The 22923-nt window shown below is 68.1% G+C and carries 24 protein-coding genes; 12 read left to right on the top strand and 12 right to left on the bottom strand.

Features of this window, described 5'->3' with window-relative positions; all coding sequences use genetic code 11:
• Positions 1-58: 58 nt before the first annotated feature.
• Positions 59-1132 (top strand): alkene reductase, encoded by a 1074-nt coding sequence (locus ACT9TC_RS03985; protein ID WP_458042135.1) that lies wholly within the window; start codon positions 59-61, stop codon positions 1130-1132.
• Between the two features lie 58 nt (positions 1133-1190).
• Complete coding sequence (locus ACT9TC_RS03980; protein ID WP_458042134.1) at positions 1191-2870, top strand: ABC-F family ATP-binding cassette domain-containing protein; 1680 nt, start codon at positions 1191-1193, stop codon at positions 2868-2870.
• Positions 2871-2917: 47 nt separating this feature from the next.
• On the opposite strand, the gene ACT9TC_RS03975 is transcribed toward ACT9TC_RS03980, so the two are convergent.
• Together ACT9TC_RS03975 and ACT9TC_RS03970 are read right to left on the bottom strand one after the other, a co-directional pair.
• Positions 2918-3268 (bottom strand): LysR family transcriptional regulator, encoded by a 351-nt coding sequence (locus ACT9TC_RS03975; protein ID WP_458042133.1) that lies wholly within the window; start codon positions 3266-3268, stop codon positions 2918-2920.
• Positions 3269-3782: 514 nt separating this feature from the next.
• Positions 3783-3977 (bottom strand): hypothetical protein, encoded by a 195-nt coding sequence (locus ACT9TC_RS03970; RefSeq protein WP_458042132.1) that lies wholly within the window; start codon positions 3975-3977, stop codon positions 3783-3785.
• A 268-nt stretch (positions 3978-4245) separates the two neighbouring features.
• Between ACT9TC_RS03970 and ACT9TC_RS03965 the strand changes: the two genes are divergently transcribed.
• Both ACT9TC_RS03965 and ACT9TC_RS03960 read left to right on the top strand, forming a co-directional pair.
• Positions 4246-4416: a hypothetical protein gene (locus tag ACT9TC_RS03965; protein WP_458042131.1), complete on the top strand. Its 171-nt coding sequence runs from the start codon at positions 4246-4248 to the stop codon at positions 4414-4416.
• Positions 4417-4453: 37 nt separating this feature from the next.
• A complete protein-coding gene (locus tag ACT9TC_RS03960) occupies positions 4454-4780 on the top strand; it encodes a sugar ABC transporter ATPase (RefSeq protein WP_458042130.1) in 327 nt (108 codons plus the stop codon).
• A 136-nt stretch (positions 4781-4916) separates the two neighbouring features.
• Here ACT9TC_RS03960 and ACT9TC_RS03955 read toward each other — a convergent pair whose 3' ends face one another.
• The gene (locus tag ACT9TC_RS03955; RefSeq protein ID WP_458042129.1) at positions 4917-5675 is read right to left on the bottom strand and encodes a YidC/Oxa1 family membrane protein insertase; all 759 of its coding nucleotides are present in this window, start codon (positions 5673-5675) and stop codon (positions 4917-4919) included.
• A 92-nt stretch (positions 5676-5767) separates the two neighbouring features.
• The gene (locus ACT9TC_RS03950; RefSeq protein WP_458042128.1) at positions 5768-6052 is read right to left on the bottom strand and encodes a DUF6412 domain-containing protein; all 285 of its coding nucleotides are present in this window, start codon (positions 6050-6052) and stop codon (positions 5768-5770) included.
• Positions 6053-6242: 190 nt separating this feature from the next.
• Here ACT9TC_RS03950 and ACT9TC_RS03945 point away from each other — a divergent pair, with 190 nt between their 5' ends.
• From ACT9TC_RS03945 to ACT9TC_RS03930, 4 genes are all read left to right on the top strand, one after another.
• The gene (locus ACT9TC_RS03945; RefSeq protein ID WP_458042127.1) at positions 6243-9836 is read left to right on the top strand and encodes a lamin tail domain-containing protein; all 3594 of its coding nucleotides are present in this window, start codon (positions 6243-6245) and stop codon (positions 9834-9836) included.
• A gap of 217 nt (positions 9837-10053) precedes the next feature.
• Positions 10054-10686 carry a hypothetical protein gene (locus ACT9TC_RS03940; protein ID WP_458042126.1) on the top strand — a complete coding sequence of 211 codons (633 nt, stop codon included), beginning with the start codon at positions 10054-10056 and terminating at the stop codon, positions 10684-10686.
• Positions 10687-10783: 97 nt separating this feature from the next.
• Positions 10784-11317: a DUF421 domain-containing protein gene (locus ACT9TC_RS03935; protein WP_458042125.1), complete on the top strand. Its 534-nt coding sequence runs from the start codon at positions 10784-10786 to the stop codon at positions 11315-11317.
• Between the two features lie 9 nt (positions 11318-11326).
• Positions 11327-11833 (top strand): metallophosphoesterase family protein, encoded by a 507-nt coding sequence (locus ACT9TC_RS03930; protein WP_458042124.1) that lies wholly within the window; start codon positions 11327-11329, stop codon positions 11831-11833.
• 19 nt (positions 11834-11852) lie between these two features.
• On the opposite strand, the gene ACT9TC_RS03925 is transcribed toward ACT9TC_RS03930, so the two are convergent.
• From ACT9TC_RS03925 to ACT9TC_RS03915, 3 genes are read right to left on the bottom strand one after another with little or no spacing between them, the layout of a single operon-like run.
• Entirely contained in the window at positions 11853-12155 is a 303-nt protein-coding gene (locus ACT9TC_RS03925) for a hypothetical protein (RefSeq protein ID WP_458042123.1), read from the bottom strand.
• Positions 12156-12192: 37 nt separating this feature from the next.
• Positions 12193-13674: a phytoene desaturase family protein gene (locus tag ACT9TC_RS03920; RefSeq protein WP_458042122.1), complete on the bottom strand. Its 1482-nt coding sequence runs from the start codon at positions 13672-13674 to the stop codon at positions 12193-12195.
• A complete protein-coding gene (locus tag ACT9TC_RS03915) occupies positions 13671-14189 on the bottom strand; it encodes an SRPBCC family protein (protein WP_458042121.1) in 519 nt (172 codons plus the stop codon). Before ACT9TC_RS03915 ends, ACT9TC_RS03920 begins: the two co-directional genes overlap by 4 nt.
• Positions 14190-14455: 266 nt before the next feature.
• Here ACT9TC_RS03915 and ACT9TC_RS03910 point away from each other — a divergent pair, with 266 nt between their 5' ends.
• Positions 14456-15631: an alcohol dehydrogenase catalytic domain-containing protein gene (locus ACT9TC_RS03910; RefSeq protein WP_458042120.1), complete on the top strand. Its 1176-nt coding sequence runs from the start codon at positions 14456-14458 to the stop codon at positions 15629-15631.
• Between the two features lie 36 nt (positions 15632-15667).
• Here ACT9TC_RS03910 and ACT9TC_RS03905 read toward each other — a convergent pair whose 3' ends face one another.
• Positions 15668-15883 carry a multidrug transporter gene (locus tag ACT9TC_RS03905; RefSeq protein WP_458042119.1) on the bottom strand — a complete coding sequence of 72 codons (216 nt, stop codon included), beginning with the start codon at positions 15881-15883 and terminating at the stop codon, positions 15668-15670.
• A gap of 113 nt (positions 15884-15996) precedes the next feature.
• Between ACT9TC_RS03905 and ACT9TC_RS03900 the strand changes: the two genes are divergently transcribed.
• Complete coding sequence (locus tag ACT9TC_RS03900) at positions 15997-16131, top strand: hypothetical protein (RefSeq protein ID WP_396641691.1); 135 nt, start codon at positions 15997-15999, stop codon at positions 16129-16131.
• Between the two features lie 59 nt (positions 16132-16190).
• Here the strand turns inward: ACT9TC_RS03900 and ACT9TC_RS03895 are convergent, their stop codons facing one another.
• The 3 genes from ACT9TC_RS03895 to ACT9TC_RS03885 all read right to left on the bottom strand — a co-directional run bounded on the left by ACT9TC_RS03895 (position 16191) and on the right by ACT9TC_RS03885 (position 18662).
• Positions 16191-16739, bottom strand: coding sequence for a type 1 glutamine amidotransferase domain-containing protein (locus tag ACT9TC_RS03895; protein WP_458042118.1), 549 nt, complete (start codon positions 16737-16739; stop codon positions 16191-16193).
• Positions 16740-16812: 73 nt separating this feature from the next.
• Positions 16813-18342, bottom strand: coding sequence for an MDR family MFS transporter (locus ACT9TC_RS03890; protein ID WP_458042117.1), 1530 nt, complete (start codon positions 18340-18342; stop codon positions 16813-16815).
• Positions 18343-18482: 140 nt separating this feature from the next.
• Positions 18483-18662: a hypothetical protein gene (locus ACT9TC_RS03885; RefSeq protein WP_458042116.1), complete on the bottom strand. Its 180-nt coding sequence runs from the start codon at positions 18660-18662 to the stop codon at positions 18483-18485.
• A gap of 56 nt (positions 18663-18718) precedes the next feature.
• Here ACT9TC_RS03885 and ACT9TC_RS03880 point away from each other — a divergent pair, with 56 nt between their 5' ends.
• On the top strand, positions 18719-20596 hold the full coding sequence (locus ACT9TC_RS03880; protein WP_458042115.1) for an ABC transporter ATP-binding protein: 1878 nt from the start codon (positions 18719-18721) through the stop codon (positions 20594-20596).
• Positions 20597-20606: 10 nt separating this feature from the next.
• Here the strand turns inward: ACT9TC_RS03880 and ACT9TC_RS03875 are convergent, their stop codons facing one another.
• A complete protein-coding gene (locus ACT9TC_RS03875) occupies positions 20607-21242 on the bottom strand; it encodes a TetR/AcrR family transcriptional regulator (RefSeq protein ID WP_458042114.1) in 636 nt (211 codons plus the stop codon).
• 123 nt (positions 21243-21365) lie between these two features.
• On the opposite strand from ACT9TC_RS03875, the gene ACT9TC_RS03870 reads away from it, so the two are divergent.
• Positions 21366-22883: an MFS transporter gene (locus tag ACT9TC_RS03870; RefSeq protein ID WP_458042113.1), complete on the top strand. Its 1518-nt coding sequence runs from the start codon at positions 21366-21368 to the stop codon at positions 22881-22883.
• Positions 22884-22923 lie beyond the last annotated feature (40 nt).

The raw sequence follows: 22923 nt of genomic DNA, 5'->3' as shown, positions 1-22923 counted from the left end.
TTGCCGGTCAGGTCGGTTCGCACATCGTGACCCGGCTTCTTGTCGAAGGGCTCCACCTGTGAATCTGTTCTCCCCGCTGACCGCCGGCGATCTCGCGTTGGCAAACCGTGTCGTGATGGCGCCGCTCACCCGCACCCGTTCCGGCGAGGATGGCGTGCCTGGAGCTCTTGTCGCCGAACACTACGCGCAGCGGGCTGGGCTCGGCATGATCATCACGGAGGGCGTCTACCCGACGGCGGAGTCGCGGGCATACCCCGGCCAGCCGGGGATCGTCACCGAAGAGCAGGCCGCGGGATGGCGTGCCGTCGCGGATGCCGTGCGCGCCGAGGGCGGGCTGATCGTGATGCAGCTCATGCACGGCGGCCGCGTCTCACACACAGACATCACCGGGACCTCGCGGATCGTCGCGCCCAGTGCGATCGCGATCGAGGGCGAGGTGCGTACGCCCCTCGGGAAGAAGCCCTACCCGGTGCCGCACGCGCTGACGACCGATGAACTCGCACAGGTCCGCGACGAGATCGTCGCCGCCGCGGTTCGTGCGATCGACGCAGGTCTGGACGGCGTCGAGGTGCACGGGGCAAACGGATATCTGCTGCACCAGTTCCTCTCGCCGGTCTCGAACCAGCGCACGGACGCGTATGGCGGATCGCCCGAGGCGCGTGCGAAGTTCGTCGTCGAGGTGACTTCGGCGATCGCGGATGCTGTTGGCGCTGGGCGGGTGGGAATCCGACTGTCGCCGGCCCACAACATCCAGGACGTATTCGAGACGGATGCCGACGACGTGAAGGCCACGTACGAGGCTGTCGTGAGGGGCCTCGCGCCCCTGGGTCTCGCATACCTGAGCGTTCTGCACGCCGAGCCGGCCGGTGATCTCGTGCAGGCGCTGCGTGCCGACTTCGGGGGCACATTCATCGCAAACAGCGGGTTCGGAAAGCTCACGACGAAGGATGAGGCCATCGAGTTCGTCGCGCAGGGTTCCGCCGATGCGGTCGCCGTCGGGCGGTTGGCCATCGCCAACCCCGACCTCGTCGAGCGGTGGCAGGGTGGTCACCCCGAGAACGAGCCGAACCCGGCCACGTTCTACGGTGCGGGCGCCGAGGGCTACACGGACTACCCACGGCTTTCGGCGTAGCGTCCCAGCGGGACCCTCGCGGTGAGGGTGGGTCCCGCCCGGGTGGCAAAATCGAACCATGACCGCAACACTCGTCGCGCGCGGATTGGCCGGCGGGTACGGCCACCGCACGCTCTTCGACAACCTCGACCTGACCGTCGCGCCCGGCGACGTCGTCGGCGTCGTCGGCGCGAACGGCGCGGGCAAGTCCACCCTGCTGCGGCTGCTGGCGGGCATCGACGAGCCCCAGGCCGGCACGGTCTCGCTGGCTCCCGCCGACGCTTTCGTCGGCTGGCTGCCGCAGGAGCACGAGCGGGTCGAGGGCGAGACGATCGCCGAGTACATCGGCCGCCGCACGGGGTGCGCGCAGGCCACGGCGGCGATGGATGCCGCGGCATCCGCTCTGGGAGACCCCGCTCCCGCGACCGGCACCGACGCGGATCCGGCGGATGTCTACTCGGCGGCGCTCGACCGTTGGTTGGCGAGCGGCGCGGCCGATCTCGACGAACGGATCCCCGTCGTGCTTGCCGATCTGGGGCTCGACCTGCGCCTCGATCCCGGCGAGACATCCGTCGGTCAGGCCCTCATGACATCCCTGTCGGGCGGGCAGGCGGCCCGCGTCGGGCTCGCCGCCCTGCTGCTCTCTCGCTTCGACATCGTGTTACTCGACGAACCCACGAACGACCTCGACCTCGACGGTCTGGAACGACTGGAGGCATTCGTTCGGGGGCTGCGTGGGGGAGTCGTGCTGGTCAGCCACGACCGCGAGTTTCTCGCTCGTTCCGTGACGCGCGTGCTCGAGCTCGACCTCGCCCAGGCATCCAACCGCGTCTTCGGAGGTGGGTATGACGCCTATCTCGGGGAGCGCGAGACGGTGCGACGCCATGCGCGCGAGAAGTATGACGAGTTTGCCGACAAGAAGGCAGACCTCGTGTCGCGCGCTCGCACGCAGCGGGAGTGGTCGAGCCAAGGCGTTCGCAACGCGATGAAGAAGTCACCGGACAACGACAAGATCCGACGTAAGGCCGCCACCGAGTCCAGCGAGAAGCAGGCGCAGAAGGTGCGCCAGATGGAGAGCCGGATCGCGCAGCTCGACGAAGTCGATGAGCCGCGCAAAGAATGGCAGCTCGAATTCACGATCGGCGCTGCACCGCGCTCCAGTACCGTCGTCTCGACGCTGAACTCTGCGGTGTTCCGGCAGGGAACCTACACCCTCGGGCCGGTGTCGTTGCAGGTCAACGCGGGGGAGCGGGTCGGGATCACCGGGCCCAACGGCGCCGGCAAGTCCACCCTGCTTCGGGCGTTGCTGGGGCGGCAGGCACCCGACGAGGGCTCCGCGAGCGTGGGCGCGAACGTGCAGGTCGGCGAGATCGACCAAGCGCGTTCGCTTCTCACCGGCACCCGGGCGCTCGCGGATGTGTTCGAGGGACTCGTGCCCTCCCTCGCGTCGGGAGAGGTCCGCACCCTGCTCGCGAAATTCGGGCTGAAGGCCGATCACGTGAACCGGGCGGTGGATGAGCTCTCACCGGGCGAGCGCACGCGGGCTGCCCTGGCGCTGCTGCAGGCGCAGGGCATAAACCTGCTCGTGCTCGATGAGCCGACCAACCACCTCGACCTGCCGGCGATCGAGCAGCTCGAAAAGGCGTTGGAGTCATACGTGGGCACGCTGCTGCTGGTGACGCACGACCGTCGGATGCTCGATACCGTGCAGACCGATCGGCACTGGCGGGTCGAGTCGGGCCGGGTCACCGAGCTGTAAAGACAGCAGCGCCCGCGGCATCCGGATGGCTCGAACCGGCGTCCTGACTAACGACCCTGTCGCTTCTTGAACGGCTTCGGCTCGCCCTTGACGACCGGCGCGCGGCCCTTGCCCTTCGATGCCTTCGCTTTGCCGCCCGCGGGCCCGCCCGTCTTGGCCGCGGGCGCGGGGGCGTGCGCGATCTGCTGCTTCGCCTCGACAAGGAGGAGCTTGCCGGCGGGTGTGAGCGTCCATCCGGACTTGCTGCGGGTGACGATCGGATGCCCGACCTCTGCCTCGAGCTTGTCGATCGACGTGTACAGCGATGCGAGCGGGATGCCGAGCGCCTGCGCCGTGCGTGGGGCGTGCAGGTCTTCAGCGGTCAGCGCCACGAATCGGCGGAGGAGCGTGATGTTCACCGTTCGCCTTTCGTCGTCGCGGATGCCGGAAGGGCGCTGCCCAGGCTACCGGGCGCTGAGCGAAGTGGCGTGCTTGCTCTGGGTGCGCGATGTGTTGGAGTCGATGGATGAGACGAACTCCGCGCGTAGTCCTCGCGTCGCTGGCGGCGATGCTCTTGCTGAGCGGCTGATCGTGGATGGGGACGTCATATTCGATACTGGATCGCGACGTCGAGGCGAGTGACGAGATGCGGGCCGTGATCCTGGCTCGGGACAATGGTATTGAGCCGTCTTCGGCTCGGTTTGCCGGCGAGAACGACGGCGTCGGCTTCTGGGTGGGACGGCGCGCGAACGGGGAAGGCGTGTCCCTCTTGGTCTATCCCAATGACCAGGACTGGGTCATCGGGTGCGGGGCCGGCGGGATGAAAGTCTCGGGTCCCGCGGGAACCTACGGTCTCGTGGTCGACGGCGCGCCGATCCCCGACAACGGAAACGCGCCTGTTCGACAACGTGTACGTCGTCGGGCGCTGAGCGCTCAGGCCGAGCGGAGTCGCACGACCGAGAGCACGCCGATAGCGGCGCCCGCGACGAGCATGATCCACCCCAAGCGGGGTTCGTTGCTGCCGACGATGCCCCAGATTCCGGTGGCGATGAAGCCGAGGGCCGCGATGACGCCGATGATCATGTAGACGCGGTAGCGCGTGGTGCCCATCTGGGATTCGGTTTCCATGCCCGCACACTATCGATGACTCGGGGGCAGCACGTTGTGCACCCGGCCACGGCGTGTTTGCCGCCGAGCGTACGGGATAGCCCCCAGTGCACGACTTCGGCGCCGTGCGGAGGCCGTGTATTCGCGCGCAAGCTGCGCACTCGCGGGGGCGGGGGCCCGCGGTACAAGGTGCGGCACCGGGTACTGCGGAACCGGGCTCGCGTCAACCCGGGCGCGAGGCATCCGCTCCGATGCGACGCTCGGTGTTCGCCTATCGGAAGGAACCGACATGTCGGACACGCGAGACCCCGCGGAAGAACAGCAGATCGCAGACCCAGAGACGACCGGACCGCGGGATGGCGAGGCCGCCCCGGCGATCGATGCCGCGGGTATGGGGCAGGAGGACCCGAACGCGCCCGAGCTGGACGACGTCGGTCCCGAAGCGGACGAATTCGCGTAGCAAGCGTCGCCGGACTCGAGAAGAGAAGGAAGAAGACATGACGAACAACGGCATGACGGATGACGCGGGCACCTCGGTGCCCCATCAGCCGCTCAGCGACAACGGCACCTCGATGGCTCCGAACCCGGACGCCGATCCGGCACAGGCGGAATGGGATGGCCGGCTCATCGAGACCCGGGCTCCGCTCGCGGAACCCGCGACCGCGACGGGCGCCGATCCTGCAGAGATCCCGGCGGATGACGACGACATTCCCGCGACGGATGTTCGTGCCGGGCTCGACCAGCCGGAGTCCCAGGGCGAGAGCCCTCTCATCGCCGACCTCGGCGACGAGGGAGAGGGCGACCTGTCGCCCGAAGACCTCTGAGGAGCCGGGTCCGCGACATCCTGAGCGCGACGCTCTCGCGCCGAGTCCGCCGGTTGCTGGCGAGTCCGGCGGTTGTGCGCGGTGTACAACCGGCGGGCTCGACGAGAACCGGCGGGCTCGACGACGGACGCCGCGGCTACACCTGCGGCAGCGGATAGCGGCGGCGCAGGAACAGGCGCTGAACCAGCGTCCAGGCGACCGTCATCGTCAGGTATAGCGCCGCGGCGAGGGGTACGAACAGCAGCACGACGGCGGTCGCGTACTGCAGCAGCCCGATCACGCGTTGCGCGCCGACGGATGTCAGGGGTGAAGCATCCGCTTCCGCAGCTTCCGCCGCTGCGACGCGCGGGCGAAACGCGCGGCGCGTGATCTCGGCCACCACGCACACGATCGCGATCAGGATCCCGAACACGACCCCGGTTGAGGGATCGAATGTGCCGAGCGATCCGAAGACCGATGTTCCGAGCGGCACACCCGCGAGCTGCTCCGTCAGGAGAGCGTTCGGATGGCCCGCGATCGAGGCGCGGAGGAACAGCGCGTAGATGATGCCCACCACGGGAGCCTGCGCCAGCACCGGCAGAAAACCGGCGAAGGGCGAGGTGTTCTCGTCGGCGTAGAGCTTCATCATCTCGCGCTGTTGGCGCTCTCGGTCAGTTGTGTAGCGCTTCTGAATCTGGCGCAGGCGCGGGGCGAGACGGGCCCGCGTCTGCTCGGCTTTCGCCTGCGAGATGCCCACCGGGATCAGCGCCGTGCGCACGATCAAGGTCAGGAGCACGATCGCGGCGGCGGCAGCTGTGTCGCCCGCGACGGGTTGGAGGAGGTCGGTCAGCCACATCATCGCCGCGTACACGGCGTCGAGAGTGGCGGCGAGCGGGGGCAGGGCGAAAAGGTCCACGGAGGTTCCGATCGTCGAGTCTGGGTAGGCGGCGTATGGCCGCGACAGACGTCGGCGAAGCACCCCGTGGGACGGGGGCGTGCTACCGAGGGCTATGCGGCCGAGGCCGCGAGTCCCGGGGCTCGAGGGCGGGAGTGGCCCGCGGCATCCGGATCACTCTGCGCCGGTGTCGTGGCGATGCCGATCGACCCGTCCGGGCGGATGTGCGTGCCGGGTCCGGATGCGTCAAGGCGAACCAGATGGGCGAGTGTCGCGAGTGTTGCGACGGCCGCGATCATGATGACGACGAGACCGATCGTCGCACCGGAATCCAGTGCGGGGGTGACTCCCGACGCAAGCAGAACGAGGCTGAGGAACGCGGCGAAGAGCTCTCGCATCGCGCATCCCCTCTCATTCGGCCGAGCCTTCACGCTACCACCAGCCGCCCTCCACGCGGATGCCGGTTCGTTCACCCCGCGCGACTGCGGGTCACCCAGCGTTCACCCGGAGGACAACGGGCGGTCGCTGACCGTATAGGCGGTGTCGATGGTGTGGACGGGACCCCCTCTCGCCTTTATCAGGAGCCTCATGCCCCGCATGCTTTCCGGACTCGCGGCCACGATGGTGTGCGCACTCGGCGTCGCCGCCGGTGCCGTCATCGTCGCCGTTCCGTCCGCCGCAGTCGCCGATCAACCCGGCATCCGCATCAACGAGATCGAGTCCTCGGGCGGTGCTCCCGGTGACTGGATCGAGCTCTACAACCCGAGCGATGCACCGATCATGCTGGATGGCTACGTCGTCAAGGACTCGGACGACACGCACGTCTATACGTTCCCTACCGGGACGACCGCCGCACCCGGAGCATTCCTCGTGCTCGACGAACTGAAGGACAACGTCGGCAACTTCGACTTCGGGCTGGGTGGCGGCGACTCTGTGCGCCTGTTCGATGCCTCTGAGGCTCTGGTCGACGAATACGCGTGGACAGCTCACGCCGCGACGACGTGGGGTGTGAACGACGCCGACGAATGGGCGCTGATGAGCGAGCCGACGAAGGGCGCCGTCAACACGTTCGTGGTCGTGGACCCGGAGCCGGAGCCGTCGGGCTCGACGGACCCGGAGCCCACGGCATCCGATGTCGTCGTCAACGAGATCTACTACGACGAGGTCTCGGGCTACTCCGACCGCATCGAGCTCTTCAATCGCGGCGCCGAGGCCGTCGACCTGGCCGGTTGGCGGGTCTCGGACGACAAGCGTGACGAGTTCGGCACCCTGCCGACGGGCACGACGATCGCGGCGGGCGGATTCCTCCTGCTCGTCAAGGACACCGACTTTCCCTTCGGCCTGGGCAAGATGGACGAGGTCGTGCTGTACGACGCTTCGGGCACGGAGGTCGACGCGTACGCGTACGAGAACACCGCGCCGCTCGCCGTCTGGGCGCGCTGCCCCGACGGGACGGATGCGTGGGCGCCCGCCACCGTCGCCACGCCCGGCGCCGCGAACGACTGCGCAACGATCGTCGAACCCGGCTCGATCCTGATCAACGAGATCGATTCGCAGCCCGCCGACTGGGTCGAGTTCTACAACCCCGGCACCGAGACGCTCGACATCTCGGGGTACGAGATCCGCGACAACTCCGACGACCACCGCTGGCAGTTCCCGGTGGGCGCCTCGATCGGGGGCGGTGAGTACCTCGTGGTCGACGAGACGACGAGCGGTCTATCCGGTGGCGCCCCGAGCCTGTTCACGGCCGCCGTCGGAATCGGCAGCGCCGACCGCATCCGCCTCTACGATGCCCAGGGCATGATGATCGACGACTCGGAGCCGTGGTCGGCACACGCGGCGATCGATGGGGATGCCGCGGCTGCGACGCTCGCTCGCTGCCCGGATGGTGTGGGTCCGTTCGTGCTCGCCTACCCGACGCCCGGGGCCGCGAACTCGTGTGTGCTGCCCGATGTGCAGATCAACGAGATCGAGTCGAACGGCGACACCACCGACTGGATCGAGATCATCAACATGGGCTCGGCTGCGGTCGACCTCTCGGGTTGGTCGGTCATGGACAGCGACCCCGTGGGCCACGCGGCCGAGACGACGCCGCTGCCCTCCGGCACGACGCTGGCGCCCGGTGCGCTGTTCGTCTTCGACCAGCCGAAGAACTTCGTGTTCGGGCTCGGTGGCGGCGACACCGTCACCCTGCGGAACGCGCAGAACGTGACGGTCGCCGAGAACGCCTATCCCGCGCACGCGAAGGGTGTCTGGGCCCGCTGCGCGGATGGTGTCGGTGACTTCGTCGACCTCGGCGTCTCGACAAAGGGTCTGCTGAACGCGTGCGGCAACCCCGTGCGCATCAACGAGGTCGAATCGGATGGCGGTGAGCCCGGCGACTGGATCGAGCTCGTCAACCCCACCTCGACCCCGCTCGACGTCAGTGGAATCGTCGTGAAGGACGACGACGACACCCACGCATACGAGATCCCGGCCGACACCACGATCCCCGCTTTCGGTTACCTCGTGATCGAGGGCGAGACCCTGGGCTTCGGACTCGGAAAGGACGACACGGTCCGGCTGTTCGAGGGTGACGCGCTGCGCGACTCCACGACCTGGGGTGCCGACCACGCTGCGACCACGTGGGGGCGCTGCCCCGACACATCCGGTCCATTCGCCGTCACGGATGAGTCGACCAAGGGCGCCGCAAACGTCTGTGTCGGCGAGATCCCGGTCGGAGCCTGGCCGGGGTCGGCCGATGTCACCGTCCTCGACGAGGCGCCCATGTTCCTCGTGGACAGCTCGGGACTCGACACCCAGGCGACGTCGGAGGGAACCCTCCTCTGGGCGGTCGACAACGGCACGGGCACGTTCTGGAAGCTGAAGGTCGGGGCGAACGGGTCCGTGACCTTCGCGGACGGCTGGGCGGATGGCAAACGCGCCCGGTTCGAGCGCGACGCGTCGAACCCCTCGGCGGCCGGCCCCGATACGGAGGGCATCACCGTGGGCGGCGCAGGCTGGGTGTACCTCGCTTCCGAGCGCGACAACAGCGCGAAGGGCGTCAACCAGAACGTCGTCCTGCGGGTCGACCCGAACGCGCCCGGACCGGATGTCGTGGCCACCCAGGAATGGGACCTCACGGCACAGCTGCCCAGCGTCGGAGCGAACCTCGGCATCGAGGCGGTCGAGTGGGTTGCCGACGGCGATCTGACGGGCCTGGTCGACGACGACACGAAGAAGACCTACGACCCGAGCCGCTACCCGGGCCACGGCGACGGGCTGTTCTTCGTCGCGGTCGAGGACGGCGGCGGCGTGTTCGCCTTCGCGTTGAACTCCGACGGCACATCGAAGCTCGTCGCAACGCTCGACCCGGGCCTCAGCGGAGTCATGGCGCTCGACTACGACACGGTGCTCGATGTGCTCTGGGCAGTGTGCGACGACGGGTGTGACGGCACGGCCGCACAGATCACGCTCAACGGCACGGCCGAACCCTCGATCGCGCACTTCGCCCGCCCGGGGAGCATGCCGAACGGCAACAACGAGGGGTTCGCGACGGCGCCCTCGTCTGTAGCCGGGTTCGCCCGAGCCGCCTGGTGGCTCAAGGACGGCGAACCGTCGGGGTCGTTGCGGACCGGCACGGTTCCTGGCGGCGCCGTGGATCCCGGGACCCCGGGAGGCCCGGGCGCGGGGAACCCGGGCATGGGGAACCCGGGCATGGGGAACCCGGGCGCAGGCAACCCGGGCACCGGCACCCCCGGAACGCCCGGTCTGCCGCAGACGGGATCTGGGGCGCCGCTCGCCGGTGAACAGTTGGTCGAGGCCAACAACGGCGACGTCACGGCACCGATGTCCGCCGAGCCGGGCGGGCGCGTGAGCATCAACACGGGAGCGCAGAACGCCGGCACGTCGGTCACGGTCTGGATGTACTCGACGCCCGTGCAGATCGCGTCGGGCACGCTCGACAGCGCCGGACGCATCACGGTCACCATTCCGGCGAACGCGACGCTCGGGATGCACCGTCTGGCCGTCTACGCGGCGGACGGCGAACTGCTCGGCTGGACCAGCATCCGGATCGTCACGAACGGCTCGCTCGCCGAGACCGGTTCGGGCGCGGACAGCTCGGCGCTCGGCATCGCGCTCCTGCTGATGCTCGCCGGCCTGACTGCAATCGTCGTGCGGAGGCGCGTGCGCACGGCCTGACGCATCCGTCGGTCGATTCGGGCGCATGGTCCTGCTGGGGTCCGGACGCCGTAATTCTGAAAGGAGTGTCGGGCTCTCCGGGTCCGAAAAGCGCGGTTCTTGGGCCCCACGAGCTCGATATTCCTTTGAGAATTACCGCCGCCACGACCAACGCACCGCGCGGCGCCGTGCCTCCGGGCGCATGCGGCGCCGCGTAGGCCGTGACTACCCTGGTCGTATGCGTGATCGACGACGAACCTGGATGATCGGCGGCGTCGGGCTCATCGCCTGCGGCGTGCTCGGCATGCTGCGCACGAGCCTGCCGGGAGGATTCGGTCCGTTCTCGGCTTGGAACATGATGGTGATCGTCACGGGGGTGATCTACGCCGCCGCGGTGCTGTTGTTCGCCATCGGGACCTCAGCGCACGGGAGTGTCGTCGCTCGCCGGCCACTCGGTGTGGTCACCATGGCGATCGTGGCTGTGTGGCCGCTCGTCGACACCGCCGCCAACCTGGTGTTCTCGCAGGACGAATCGACCTTCGGGGCGTGGACGACCTACGCGTACGTGGCCTTGGTCGTACAGACGGGCGCCGCCCTCGTCGCCGCAACGCAAATCGGCCGCGCCGGTGTCGTGCCGGCCCCATGGTGCTGGGCGCCGCTGGTGATTCTGGGTTTCCAGGCGTTTGCGTGGGCGGTCCCACAGATCGTGTTCGTCTCTCTCGGTTCGGATGCGATCGCGAATCTGGCCGATCTCTACGTGCTGATGAGCACGCTTGCGGGCCTCGCCGGCACCCTGGGCCTCGGCATCCTGGCCCTCGTGCTTGCCGCGCAGCAGCGTCCGGAATCCGTAGAGGTCTACCGCTCGGTGTGAAGCACGGCCCGGGATCGAGGGCAACCCCCGTGCGCCGCCTGCAGTTTTTCGGAACTCTGGAGCATGCCAACCCCCTCACCGAACGGAGGCGACACGCATGTGGTTCGATTCCTGGTCCGATCTCGGACGCATCCTGGTTCTCGGAACGGCGGCCTACGTCACGGTCATCGTCGTGCTGCGGATCTCCGGCAAGCGCACGCTCGCACAGCTCAACGTCTTCGACTTCGTGGTCACGGTTGCGCTCGGGTCCATTCTCGCCACGGCGTTGCTCAGCTCCACGGTGTCGTGGGCGGACGGCGCGACGGCGTTCGCCCTGATCGCCGCCCTGCAATTCGCCATCGCGTGGATCTCTTCGCACTGGCGCGGGGCTCGCCGCTTCCTGACCTCGGAGCCGATGTTGCTCTTCTCGGACGGCGCCGTGCGGCCCGATGCCCTGCGGCGCGCACGGCTCGCCGAGTCCGAGGTGCTGCAGGCGATCCGCAGCTCCGGAACGGGAGACATCGCAGATGTCGCGGCCGTCGTGCTCGAGACGAACGGCAGGGTCAGCGTCATCAGCGCGAGCAAACTGGGTGATGGCTCGGCGCTCGCCGGCGTCGTCGGTGCCGACCGGCCGCCGGCAGCGACCGCGTAGCGTCGACGTATGGCGACGCGGATGCTGTTGATCTCGGACACGCACGTGCCCGATCGGTCCCGGGGCATTCCCGACGAGGTGCGGGTGGCCGCTGACGCCGCCGACCTGATCATTCACGCCGGGGACTGGACGAAAGTCTCCGTCCTCGACGATCTCTCACAACACGGCGAGCTGATCGGTGTGCACGGCAACAACGATGGCGCCGACCTGCGCGCACGGCTCCCCGAAATCGCACGACGCGAGATCGAGGGCGTGCGGTTCGCGGTCATCCACGAGACCGGCGACGCGAAACGTCGTCACGCGTGGGCGGATGCTTCGTTCCCCGACACCGACGTCCTGATCTTCGGGCACAGCCACATCCCGTGGGACACCGTCACGCCGGGCGGTCTTCGCCTGCTGAACCCGGGCTCACCGACCGATCGTCGACGCCAGCCGCACCGCACGATGATGACGCTCACCGTGGACGCAGGCGTGCTGCGCGATGTGACGCTCGTGCCGATTGCGGCGCTCGGCTGAGGTCGAGGTGAGGGCAGATTCAGTCTCGCGCGAGTGCGTCCCAGTCGATGTCCATCCGCTCGGGCTGAGAAGTCGAGATCCGGGCCGGCAGGACCTCGCCGACGCGAGGCCAATGCTTCTGCGATGTGACAACCTCCGTCGTCACGCGGACGGGCGGGATACCCGGTGCTTCGCCCACGATCTCGAGTGTGCACGCCTGATACCGGGCGCGGCCGCTGGGCTCGGAGACCGACGCGATCATCACATGACCCTGCACGGCATCCGCAAGCGGATCGCCCGTCAGCTTCTCGAGCTGTGTTGCAAAGTTCTCGATCTCATCCACACGCCGAAGCCTATCGGCGCGAGCGCAGCCGTCGCGCTCAGGCGCCGAGCGAGAGGTCCGGCCAGGCCTCGAGCCCGAACTCGTGGCGAAGGGCGCTCCGCGCGGCGAGCCAGCCCCCGAGTCCGTGCACGCCGGGCCCGGGGGCGACGGATGCCGAGGCCAGGTACACGCCGGGCAGCGGGGTGCGCCACGGATCGGTGCTGAGCACCGGGCGACGGATGAGCTGGAACAGGTCCGGCGTTCCCGCCGCGATATCTCCTCCGGGGTAATTCGGGTTGTGCCGCTGCAGATCCGCCGCGGTCCACGACGACATGCCGACGATCGTGTCCCGAAATCCCGGCGCGAATCGCTCGATCTGTCGAATCACGGCTTCGGCGCGGTCGACCGTGCTGCCGGCCGGCACGTGCGTGTACGTCCACAGGGTGTGCATGCCATCGGGCGCGCGGGTGTCGTCGAAGATCGAGGGCTGCGACGCGAGGACATACGGCAGTCCGCTCAGACGTCCGTTCGCAACCTCGTTCTCGCTGGCGGCGATCTCTGCACGCGAGCCGCCGAGGTGCACCGTGCCGGCACGACGCACGTCCGGATGAGTCCACGGAACCGGTTCGGAGAGCGCGAAGTCGACCTTGGCCGAGGCGTTGCCGTACCGGAAGTTCGCGAGCGCTCGACGGTAGCGGTCGGGCAGACGCGGACCCGCGAGGGCGACGAGCGCGCGTGGGGTCAGATCGAGCATCGTCACTCGGGCTCGCGGCAGTTGGTTGAGGCTGGTGATCTCGACGCCCGTCTCGACGATGCCGCCATGCGCCCGGATGTCGTCGAGCATCGCGTCCGCGATTGCCTGGCTGCCGCCGCGCGGGATCGGCCAGCCTCGCGCGTGGGCGTATGCGGTGAGCGCGAGTCCCGCGCCCGCCGAGGCGAGGCTCGGCAGGGGGAGCGAGGTGTGCGCCGCCGCGCCGGTCAGGAGTGCGGGCGCGGCGTCGCCCCGGAACCGGGCGTTCCAGGCCGGAGTGCCTTGCTCGAGTGTCGCGGCGGCGAACGCGAGTGCCGTGACGGGGCTCGTCGGCACCCGCAGCAGCGAGTTGCCCGTCAGGTCGGCGACGTGGCCGGACCGAGTGGCGAGCGGTCCCATCAGCGACGCGTACGCCGCGCCATCCGATCCCAGTCCCTCGCGGGTGCGTTCGAGGTCGCGATAGGCGATTGCCGCGGCGCCGCCGTCGAGAGGGTGGGCGAACGAAACATCCGGTGTGTAGAACTCGACGCGGCCGGCGAGGTCGAACTCCCGGAAGAAGCGTGACTCGAAAGCGAGCGGATGCACCGCCGAGCAGACATCGTGGAGGAAACCGGGCAGAGTCAATTCGCGGGAGGAGCTGCCGCCGCCGACACGGTCTGCACGCTCGAAGACACGCACCGAGAGCCCCGCGCGAGCGAGCGTTACCGCCGCGGCAAGTCCGTTCGGGCCCGCCCCGACGATGACCGCATCGACCTCGGTTGAGCCGCTGACCCCGCGCGTCCCACTCACGCCGAATCGCCGCCGCGCGGGTCGGTGTCGCCGTCGACGGCGCCCGTGCCCTCTTCGTCCGCGGTGGACTCTTCGGACGAGGAACTCAGGCCCTCCGCCAAGTAGGCGAGGCGGTGGAGCGTCTCCTTGTTCCGCCAGCGCAGCATCGCGTCGGCGATCGGGCGGGGAATGAGCGTCGCGGGACCGGCAACGGCGTGCTCCTGGATGCGGACGACACATCCTTCATCCCGAGGTTTGACGTCGATCGTCACTCGGGCCTCACCGATCGGCCAGCCCTTGGCCCGCATGACCATGCGGTGCGGCGGGTTCCACTCCAGCGATGCGGTCTCGTCGTCGATGAGCGCGGGCCAGACTCCGACGGAGTGGTGCAGACGGCCACCTGCCTCGGGCCACGGGCCGTCGACATCGCGCATACGGGATGCTCCGACGACCCATGCCGGGTAGAGCCAACCGTCCTCGAGCACGCGGAAGACGGCTTCGGGCGGGCAGTGCATGACGCGGACGTTGCGAGACATCATCCTCATTCCGGATCAGGGCGGTACTCGATTGTTGCGCGCTTTGCGCGGGTGCGTGCGGGGGTTGACACGTGAGGTGCGGGTCTAGCGGCCGCGACTCGCCGCTGGCCGCGCGAGGCGACGGCGAGTCGCGCCCGTTCGGTGCTCCGACTCGGGCGCGGGGGATTGTCGCTGCCCCAGTCCGTCGACGCAACCGCCTGGCCAAGTCTTTTTGCAGCAGCGAACGTGGGGGACTCATCGATACCCGTTGTGCGAAGGAAGGAATCATGAAGGCGCTCACCTGGCAGGCCAAGCGATCCGTGTCGGTAGACGAGGTCCCGGACCCCCGCATCGAATTCCCCACCGACGCGATCGTGAAGATCACCTCCACAGCCATCTGCGGCTCGGACCTGCATCTGTACGAACTGCTCGGCCCGTTCCTCGGCCGCGGTGACATCCTCGGCCACGAGCCGATGGGCGTCGTCGTCGAGGTCGGCTCCGAGGTCAGCAACCTCGCCGTGGGCGACCGCGTCGTCGTGCCCTTCAACATCTCGTGCGGGCACTGCTTCATGTGCCGCCGCGGGCTGCAGTCGCAGTGCGAGACGACGCAGGTGCGCGAGTACGGAAGTGGCGCCGCGCTGTTCGGCTACACCAAGCTCTACGGCCAGGTGCCGGGCGGGCAGGCCGAGTACCTGCGCGTGCCCCACGCGGACTACAACCACATCCGGGTCGGCAGCGAGCTTCCCGACGATCGCTACTTGTTCCTCAGCGACATCCTGCCCACGGCGTGGCAGGGCGTGGAGTATGCCGATGTTCCCGACGGCGGCACCTTGGCGGTCATGGGTCTCGGACCCGTGGGGCAATTCGTGGCGCGCGTGGGTGTGCACCACGGCTTCCGGGTGCTCGCCGTGGACCCGGTGCCGGAACGCCGGGCTATGGCCGAGCGTCACGGCGCGCTGACCTACGATCTCACCGACACCATCGTCGACGAGCTCCGCGACCTCACGGACGGGCGCGGGGCCGACGCGGTTGTCGACGCCGTGGGCATGGAGGCGCACGGAAATCCGGGCGTGCACGCCGCGCAGAGCGCGATCGGGCTGCTTCCCGACGCGGTGGCACGACCTCTCATGGAGAAGGCGGGGCTCGACCGGATGGCGGCGCTGCACGCGTCGATCGACATCGTCCGTCGTGGCGGCACGGTCTCGCTGAGTGGTGTGTATGCGGGCGACGCGGACATCTTGCCGATGAAGACACTCTTCGACAAGCAGGTCAGCATGCGCATGGGCCAGTGCAACGTCAAGCGCTGGATCGATGACATCCTGCCCCTGGTCGAGGATTCGAGCGATCCGCTCGGTGTCATGGACCTCACGACGCACCGCGTTCCGCTCGAGCGTGCGCCCGAGATGTACGAGACGTTCCAGAAGAAGGAAGACGGCTGCATCAAGGTCGTGCTGGAGCCCTAGGCATCCGTCCGGCGCGAGTCGCGTCCGGCCTCCCCGTCAGGCGTCTTCCTCGGACGTCGGCGGGGCGCCGGGCCGGACCGCGGCCGCGTCCGCGATATCGATTCGGGTGTTGCCGTCGTGCTCCGAGACCTCGATGCGCGGAGCCGCGTCGGATTCCACCGCGTCGGGTGCGGCGAGAAGCTGGTCGCGTCGCTTCTCTTTCTTCGTCATCTCCGTGCCGTCGGCATTGCCGTCGTTCGTCGTGTCATCCATGAGGCGACCCTAGGGTGGCCACGCCGTCTCACGCATGGTCTGGTGCGGAGCGGATGCGTCGTGCTAGAGCCTCGACGCGCCCCTATCGGTATTGCGTGATTAGCATGGACACCATGACCACCTCCCAGAACGCCACGCAGAGCGCGCCCCTCCAGACCCTCCGGCCGGTCTCGGACGAGCAGAACCTGCTCGCCGCGAACACTCAGGATGCCGCGACCTCGTGCTGCGGCGGTGGTTGCTGCAGCTGAGTCGCGGCATCCCGTAGTGCTCGGCGAGCAGTTCGTGGGCCGAGGCTACCCTCAGTCGGTCAGGCGTGTTGCCCGGCGTGCGCGCCCTCCGCGATTTCCTCGATCACCTGAGTGTTGAACGCGGGGAGATCGTCCGGGGTTCGGCTGGACACCAGACCTTGGTCGACGACTACCTCTTCGTCCACCCATTCGGCGCCGGCGTTCTTCAGATCCGTCTTCAGGCTCGGGTAGCTCGTGATCGTGCGTCCGTCCACGACACCGGCTTCGATGAGAAGCCACGAGCCGTGGCAGATCACGCCGACCGGCTTGGATGCCTCGAAGAAGGCCTTCGCGAAGGCGATGGATGCTTCGTCCATGCGCAGGTGGTCCGCGTTGACGACGCCGCCCGGGAGCACGAGCGCGTCGAACGAGTCTGCATCCGCTGAGGCGGAGGTCTCGTCCACATCCTGTTTGTGGCCGTTCTTGCCCTCGATCGAAGCGCCCTCCGGTGCGATCATGAGGGCGGCCGCGCCCGCGTTCGTGACAGCCGCCCAGGGTGAGGTCAATTCGCTGTCCTCGAAGCCGTCGGTTGCGAGAAAGGCGATGCGTTTTCCTGTGAGATCAGTCATGCGGGCGACGCTACGCGGGGTTCGCCACATGCCCCCAGGGGCTTGACAGCACCTGCAACTCGCGTGAGGCGCCTCAGTGCGTGGGTGTCTTGCTGGCGTCGACGATGTCGGCGGGCTTGCGCACGAACAGGGCGACAGGGACTGCTGCGGAGGCGAGGATTGCGCCGACGAAGAACGCTGTGTGCACGCCTGACGCTGTCGCGGTGACCTGATCGGTTCCGTCCGCGAGGGCTGCCGCGGCAGTGACCGACATGAGCGTGACGAAAAGTGCGGTGCCCGCGGCCCCGGCGACCTGCTGCATCGTGCCGACGGTCGCGCTGCCGTACGGGTACAGGCGCGGGGGAAGCGATCCGAGCGCCGAGGTCAGGAGCGGGGTGAAGACGAGACCGAGGCCGAGGTTCAGGCCGAGGTGCACGGCGATGACCCAGCCGATCGTGGTCCCCGTGTCGAAGGTCGCCATGCCCCACAGCGAGGCGGCGGCGATGGCCATGCCCGGGATGACGAGCGGGGTCGGGCCGAACCTGTCGAATGCGCTTCCCACGAAAGGAGCCATCACGCCCATGAGGACGCCGCCGGGGAGCAGCATCAGGCCGACGCTGAGGACGTTGAGCCCGAGCACCTGCTGCAGGTAGATCGGGAGAAGGATCAGCGAACCGAACAGGCTGGCCATGACGATCACCACGAGCACGACAGCGAGGCTGAACGTCTTGCTCTGGAAGGTGCGCAGGTCCAACAGGGCGCCGTCCACCTTCTGCAGCTGAAGCTGACGCAGCACGAACGCCACGAGAGATACAGCTCCCACGACCAGCGGGATCCACACCGGCACCGGCGCGTCACCGGCGGCGGCCTCACCGATGCTGCTGAGGCCGAAGATGAGACCACCGAAACCGACGGCGGAGAGCACCACGGAGAGGACGTCGAAACGTGCCTCCGGCCGGGTCTTGGTGACGTTGCGCACCCAGACCGCTCCGAGTGCGAGCACGATCAGAGCGATGGGCAGGACCGACCAGAACAAGAAGTGCCAGGTCGCGACGGAGAGGATGAGCCCCGACACCGTCGGACCGACCGCGGGAGCCACGGCGATGACGATCGTGATGACACCCATCATCCGGCCGCGGTGCGAGGCCGGCACGACGTTGAGCACCGTCGTAAACAGCAACGGCATCATGATGGCCGTTCCCGAAGCCTGAACGATTCGACCCGCGAGCAGCACCTCGAAGCTGGGTGCGAGAGCGCCGATCAACGTGCCCATGGAAAAGAGGATCATCGCCGCGAAGAAGACGTTGCGGAGCGGGAAGCGTTCGAGAATGAAGCCCGTCAGCGGGATGACGATGGCCATCGTCAGAAGGAAGCCGGTCGTCAGCCACTGCCCGGTCGCGGCCGTGACGCCGAGGTGTTCCATGATGGGCGTCAACGCAACGCCCATGACGGTTTCGTTGAGGATGACGACGAACGCGGCGACGACGAGCAGCGCGATGACCGGTCCGGTCTTCACGGCGGGGGTGGTCGGCGCGGACGCGGTTTCCGGGGGTGAGTCCTGCAGCGTCAAGGGATTCCTTCGGGTAAAGCGGGGACGGGGCCGGTTCTCGTCGAGGACGTGCATCGTCGCCGTGGCCTTCGAGGCAGAGCGAGCCAGCCATCCGAGGATGGCGAGCTACGACAGCAACGGCGACCACGCGCGCAGAATTCCCGCTCACGCATACTATTTCTGACGCGCGATGAAAGCGCGCCGACGCGTGTTGCCTACGCGCGGTCGGAATCGTCCTCGAAAGCGGAGCCGATCGGGTCGGTCGGTTCGGGAACCGGAAGGATACCCTCGAGCAGCTTCTCTTCGGGCGCCTCGATCTCGTCGCGGCTCTCTTCTCGCAGATCGTCGAGCTGGTCGTCATCGCTGGGCGTGGGGATGTCAGGTGTCGAGCTCATGCCGCCATCCTAGCCGCGCCCGATCCAGCGTCCGCGGGCCGGATTAGGCTGAGCGGATGAGCATGCCACGCGGGGGCTTCGGCGGGGGTCTGACCCGTGGGGTGGACGCTGACGCACAGCGCGAACGCAATGCCGACGCCCCCGATATCCCGAACCTGGGGAGGCGCATTGTCGCGCTCTTCCGGCCGTATCGAGCGCGCCTGGCCGTCACCGCCGCCCTTGTTGTGGTCAGTGCCGCGATCGGAGTCGTCCCCGCACTGATCATCGAGGTCATCTTCGACTCGGCACTTTTTCCGGCGGGCGACGCCGGGCCGAACCTTCGTCTGCTCGTCGAACTCGTGGCCCTCATGATCGGCCTGTTCGTCGCATCCGCGGGTCTGAACGTGCTGCAGTCCTGGCTCACCTCGACCGTCGGAAACCGCGTCACCGGAGATCTGCGGGTTCGACTGTTCGCCCACCTGCAGGCCATGGACCTGTCGTTCTTCACGCGGACGAAAACCGGCGTCATCCAGTCCCGGCTACAGAATGATGTCGGCGGAGTGGCGGGAGTGCTCACCAACACGCTGACGAGCATCCTCGGCAACACCGTCACCGTGATCGCTTCGGTGGTGGCGATGGTTCTGATCGATTGGCGACTCACCTTGATCGCGGTCGGCCTGTTGCCGGGGCTCGTGTTCGTCCAGCGCAAAGTCGGCCAGGTGCGCGCCAAGATCGCCGCCGAGACGCAGGAGTCGCTCTCGCAGTTGACCGCGATCACGCAAGAGACGCTGTCGGTTTCGGGCATTCTGCTGGCCAAGGCGTTCCACCGGCAGAGCGCCGAGATCGAGCGCTACACGGTCGAGAACGGCAATCAGGTCGTGCTGCAGGTTCGGCAGGCGATGTCGGGCCAGTGGTTCTTCGGCATCGTCAGCATCATCATGTCGTCGGTCCCGGCGATCATCTACCTCGTCGCGGGTCTGCTCATCACGGGCGGGAGCGCGGACATCTCGGCGGGCGTGATCGTCGCGTTCACGACCGTGCAGGCGCGCCTCCTGTTCCCGCTGATGGCTCTCATGCGCGTGGCGCTCGACCTGCAGACGTCGAAGGCGCTGTTCGCACGCATCTTCGAATACCTCGATCTCGACCCCGCGATCACCGAGTCGCCCGTGGCGACGGATGTCGAGGCCGCTCCCGGTCCGCTCGGGCGCGTCGAGTTCCGTGATGTGACCTTCCGCTACCCCGACGCCGCCGGCACGACACGACCGACGCTCGACGGGGTGTCCTTCGTCGCCGAGCCGGGCCAGCATGTGGCCTTCGTGGGGCCCAGCGGGGCGGGCAAGACGACCATTCTGTACCTGGCGCCGCGGCTGTACGAGGCATCCTCCGGCTCCGTGCTGTTCGCCGGCGCGGACGTGCGCGACCTGCGGCAGGCGTCGATCATCGAGAACATCGGGATCGTGTCGCAAGAGACGTACCTGTTCCACGCGACGGTGCGTGAGAATCTCGCGTACGCCAAGCCGGACGCGACGCAGGCAGAGCTGGAAGATGCCTGCCGCGCCGCAAACATCCACCACGTGATCGAGGGGTTCGCCGACGGATACGACACTGTCGTGGGGGAGCGGGGATACCGCCTCTCCGGTGGCGAGAAGCAGCGGATCGCGATAGCGCGGGTGCTGCTGAAGGATCCCCCGGTGCTGCTGCTCGACGAGGCGACGAGCGCCCTCGACACCGTTTCGGAGCGGGTCGTGCAACGTGCACTGGATGCTGCGGCGCGGGGTCGCACGACGCTGTCGATCGCGCACCGCCTCTCGACGGTCGTCGGCGCCGATGTCATCCACGTCGTCGAGGGTGGTCGCATCGTCGAGAGCGGCACGCACGCGGAGCTGATGGCCGACGGTGGGCTGTACGCCGAGCTGGCGATACGGCAGGTCGAGGCATCCAGCGGCCTCGTCTGAGCGAACGCCGTCAGGGCGTGCGGCGCAGAACTCCTGCGGCGGGCAGCAGGATGCCGTCGATCAACGAGATCTGATACTCCCGGTCGATGGGCTTGCGCTCAACGAGCCCCCGGAACGCTGCCATGGCCGGCAAGAGCTCGGCGAGCGCATCCAGATCCGCGTCCGCTCGGATCTCACCCCGCGCGAGCGCGCGTTGCAGTAGCCCCCGGATCGCCGTGATGCGAGGTGCCATCAGGACGGCACTCGCGGCATCGGTCAGTTCGGGCTCGCGGGTGAGCAGCGCCGCGACCCCCGCCATGACGCGCAGCCGTCGCTCGGCATCTTCGGCGGTGCGGGACGTGATCATGCCGATGAGGTCGCCGCGCAGGGTGCCCGTGTCGGGCAGCTTGTCGGGGGAGAGGTCGGCCGCCTTCATGCATCCGATCGCGTCCAGGACGAGCTCAGCCTTCGAGGGCCAACGTCGGTAGAGGGTCGCCTTGCCGGCTTTCGCGCGAGTCGCGACCATGTCTATCGTCATGCCGTCGAATCCTTCTTCGGCCAGGATGTCGATCGCCGCCTGCAGGATCTCGGGGTCTCGAGAGTGGTCCCTCTTGCGGCCCGGGCGGGGCGCTGCTGTGACTCCGTGGGCGGGTGCGGGCTGCGTCATTGCGGTCCTCTCCTGTTCGGGTCGCGGGTGTCGACGGACTGCGTGACCGTTCTCCTGCTGTTCTCCATCCTAATCCAGAACGTTTGGTATCCGGAACGGATGATTCTCGTATATGGTTTCCGCATGGCACAGACTTCCTCCTCCACGAGCGCCGTTCCCGCGGCGACCGCGCCCTCGTCCCGCCGGTGGTGGACCCTCGCGACGGTCGGGCTCGCACAGCTGATGGTCGTGCTCGACGCGACCGTGGTCAACATCGCCCTGCCCGCTGCGCAGGCCGACCTCGGGTTCTCGAACGGCGACCGCCAGTGGGTCGTCACGGCATACGCCCTCGCGTTCGGCAGCCTGCTGCTGTTGGGCGGCAGGCTCTCCGACCTGATCGGACGCAAGCGCACGTTCATCATCGGCCTGATCGGATTCGCGATCGCGTCTGCGCTCGGCGGTGCCGCGCCGACGTTCGGGGTTCTCGTCGGGGCCCGTGCTCTGCAGGGTGTCTTCGCCGCCATGCTCGCCCCCACCGCGCTCGCCATGCTGACGACGACCTTCACGATCCCGCGCGAACGCGCCCGTGCCTTCGGTGTGTTCGGGGCGATCGCCGGCGCCGGGGGAGCGATCGGCCTGCTACTCGGCGGATTCCTCACCGAGTACTTCGACTGGCGCTGGAACCTCTACATCAACGTCTTCATCGCCCTCGTGGCGATCATCGGCGCGATCCTCTTCGTCGGGCACGTGACCCGCACGGGTCCCCGTCCGACCCTGGATATCCCGGGCACGCTCGCCGTGTCGGGTGCCCTGTTCCTGCTCGTCTACGGGTTCTCGAACGCCGAGACGGATGGATGGGACTCGCCCCTGTCATGGGGGATGCTCGCCGGGTCGGGCGTCTTGCTCGTCGTCTTCGTGCTGTGGCAACGCCGCTCGCGCCACCCGCTGCTGCCGCTCCCGATCGTGCTGGACCGCAACCGTGGTGCGTCCTACATCTCGGTGCTGATCGCGGGAGCCGGGCTGTTCGGCGTCTTCCTGTTCGTCACGTACTACCTCCAGGTCTCGCTCGGGTACTCGGCGATGCAGACCGGATTGTCGTTCCTGCCCATGATCGTCATGCTGGTGCTGGCGGCACAGCTCTCGACGAACATCTTCCTGCCGTGGTTCGGACCGAAGATCATCGTGCCGATCGGCATGATCTTCGGCGTGATCGCGATGATCCTCCTGACGCGTCTCGGCCATGACAGCGGATATGCCAGCGACATCCTGCCCGCACTCATGGTGATGGGACTCGCGATGGGGTCGATCATGCCCGGGGCGATGCAGACCGCGACGCTCGGAGTGGACCCGCAGTTCGCGGGCGTCGCTTCGGCCATGGTCAATACGAGCCAGCAGGTCGGGGGCTCGATCGGAACCGCGCTGCTGAACACGCTGGCCGCGACCGCCCTGACCGCGTACGTCGCGGCCAACGGGCCGGAGAGCCCGGAGGTGCTCGCCGAGGCTGCGATCCACAGCTACACCGTGGCGTACTGGTGGGGTGCGGGCTTCTTCGCGACGGGATTCGTGATCGCCGCGCTGCTCTACCGCCGCCGCGGCGACGGTATCTCGCTGGCGCACGGACGTCCGGGGGCGACGACGGCTGAGCCGGTCATCGCGCACTGATCGGCTCCCGGTCCGGGGCGCGCGGGGCGTTTCGTTTCGT

It is taken from the genome of Microbacterium sp. HM-570 (assembly GCF_054165885.1).
Note: the sequence above shows the minus strand (reverse complement) of the source record. Positions and strands in the feature narration are given on the sequence as shown.

What these genes read in the sequence shown, in the direction of transcription:
- ACT9TC_RS03905 (WP_458042119.1), bottom strand. Translation starts at nt 15,883, where the DNA reads ATGGATGACACGACGAACGACGGCAATGCCGACGGCACGGAGATGACG.
- ACT9TC_RS03980 (WP_458042134.1), top strand. Translation starts at nt 1,191, where the DNA reads ATGACCGCAACACTCGTCGCGCGCGGATTGGCCGGCGGGTACGGCCAC.
- ACT9TC_RS03945 (WP_458042127.1), top strand. Translation starts at nt 6,243, where the DNA reads ATGCCCCGCATGCTTTCCGGACTCGCGGCCACGATGGTGTGCGCACTC.
- ACT9TC_RS03895 (WP_458042118.1), bottom strand. Translation starts at nt 16,739, where the DNA reads ATGACTGATCTCACAGGAAAACGCATCGCCTTTCTCGCAACCGACGGC.
- ACT9TC_RS03930 (WP_458042124.1), top strand. Translation starts at nt 11,327, where the DNA reads ATGGCGACGCGGATGCTGTTGATCTCGGACACGCACGTGCCCGATCGG.
- ACT9TC_RS03900 (WP_396641691.1), top strand. Translation starts at nt 15,997, where the DNA reads ATGACCACCTCCCAGAACGCCACGCAGAGCGCGCCCCTCCAGACCCTC.
- ACT9TC_RS03950 (WP_458042128.1), bottom strand. Translation starts at nt 6,052, where the DNA reads ATGCGAGAGCTCTTCGCCGCGTTCCTCAGCCTCGTTCTGCTTGCGTCG.
- ACT9TC_RS03940 (WP_458042126.1), top strand. Translation starts at nt 10,054, where the DNA reads ATGCGTGATCGACGACGAACCTGGATGATCGGCGGCGTCGGGCTCATC.
- ACT9TC_RS03915 (WP_458042121.1), bottom strand. Translation starts at nt 14,189, where the DNA reads ATGTCTCGCAACGTCCGCGTCATGCACTGCCCGCCCGAAGCCGTCTTC.
- ACT9TC_RS03875 (WP_458042114.1), bottom strand. Translation starts at nt 21,242, where the DNA reads ATGACGCAGCCCGCACCCGCCCACGGAGTCACAGCAGCGCCCCGCCCG.
- ACT9TC_RS03880 (WP_458042115.1), top strand. Translation starts at nt 18,719, where the DNA reads ATGAGCATGCCACGCGGGGGCTTCGGCGGGGGTCTGACCCGTGGGGTG.
- ACT9TC_RS03965 (WP_458042131.1), top strand. Translation starts at nt 4,246, where the DNA reads ATGTCGGACACGCGAGACCCCGCGGAAGAACAGCAGATCGCAGACCCA.
- ACT9TC_RS03970 (WP_458042132.1), bottom strand. Translation starts at nt 3,977, where the DNA reads ATGGAAACCGAATCCCAGATGGGCACCACGCGCTACCGCGTCTACATG.
- ACT9TC_RS03960 (WP_458042130.1), top strand. Translation starts at nt 4,454, where the DNA reads ATGACGAACAACGGCATGACGGATGACGCGGGCACCTCGGTGCCCCAT.
- ACT9TC_RS03910 (WP_458042120.1), top strand. Translation starts at nt 14,456, where the DNA reads ATGAAGGCGCTCACCTGGCAGGCCAAGCGATCCGTGTCGGTAGACGAG.
- ACT9TC_RS03870 (WP_458042113.1), top strand. Translation starts at nt 21,366, where the DNA reads ATGGCACAGACTTCCTCCTCCACGAGCGCCGTTCCCGCGGCGACCGCG.
- ACT9TC_RS03885 (WP_458042116.1), bottom strand. Translation starts at nt 18,662, where the DNA reads ATGAGCTCGACACCTGACATCCCCACGCCCAGCGATGACGACCAGCTC.
- ACT9TC_RS03935 (WP_458042125.1), top strand. Translation starts at nt 10,784, where the DNA reads ATGTGGTTCGATTCCTGGTCCGATCTCGGACGCATCCTGGTTCTCGGA.
- ACT9TC_RS03890 (WP_458042117.1), bottom strand. Translation starts at nt 18,342, where the DNA reads ATGCACGTCCTCGACGAGAACCGGCCCCGTCCCCGCTTTACCCGAAGG.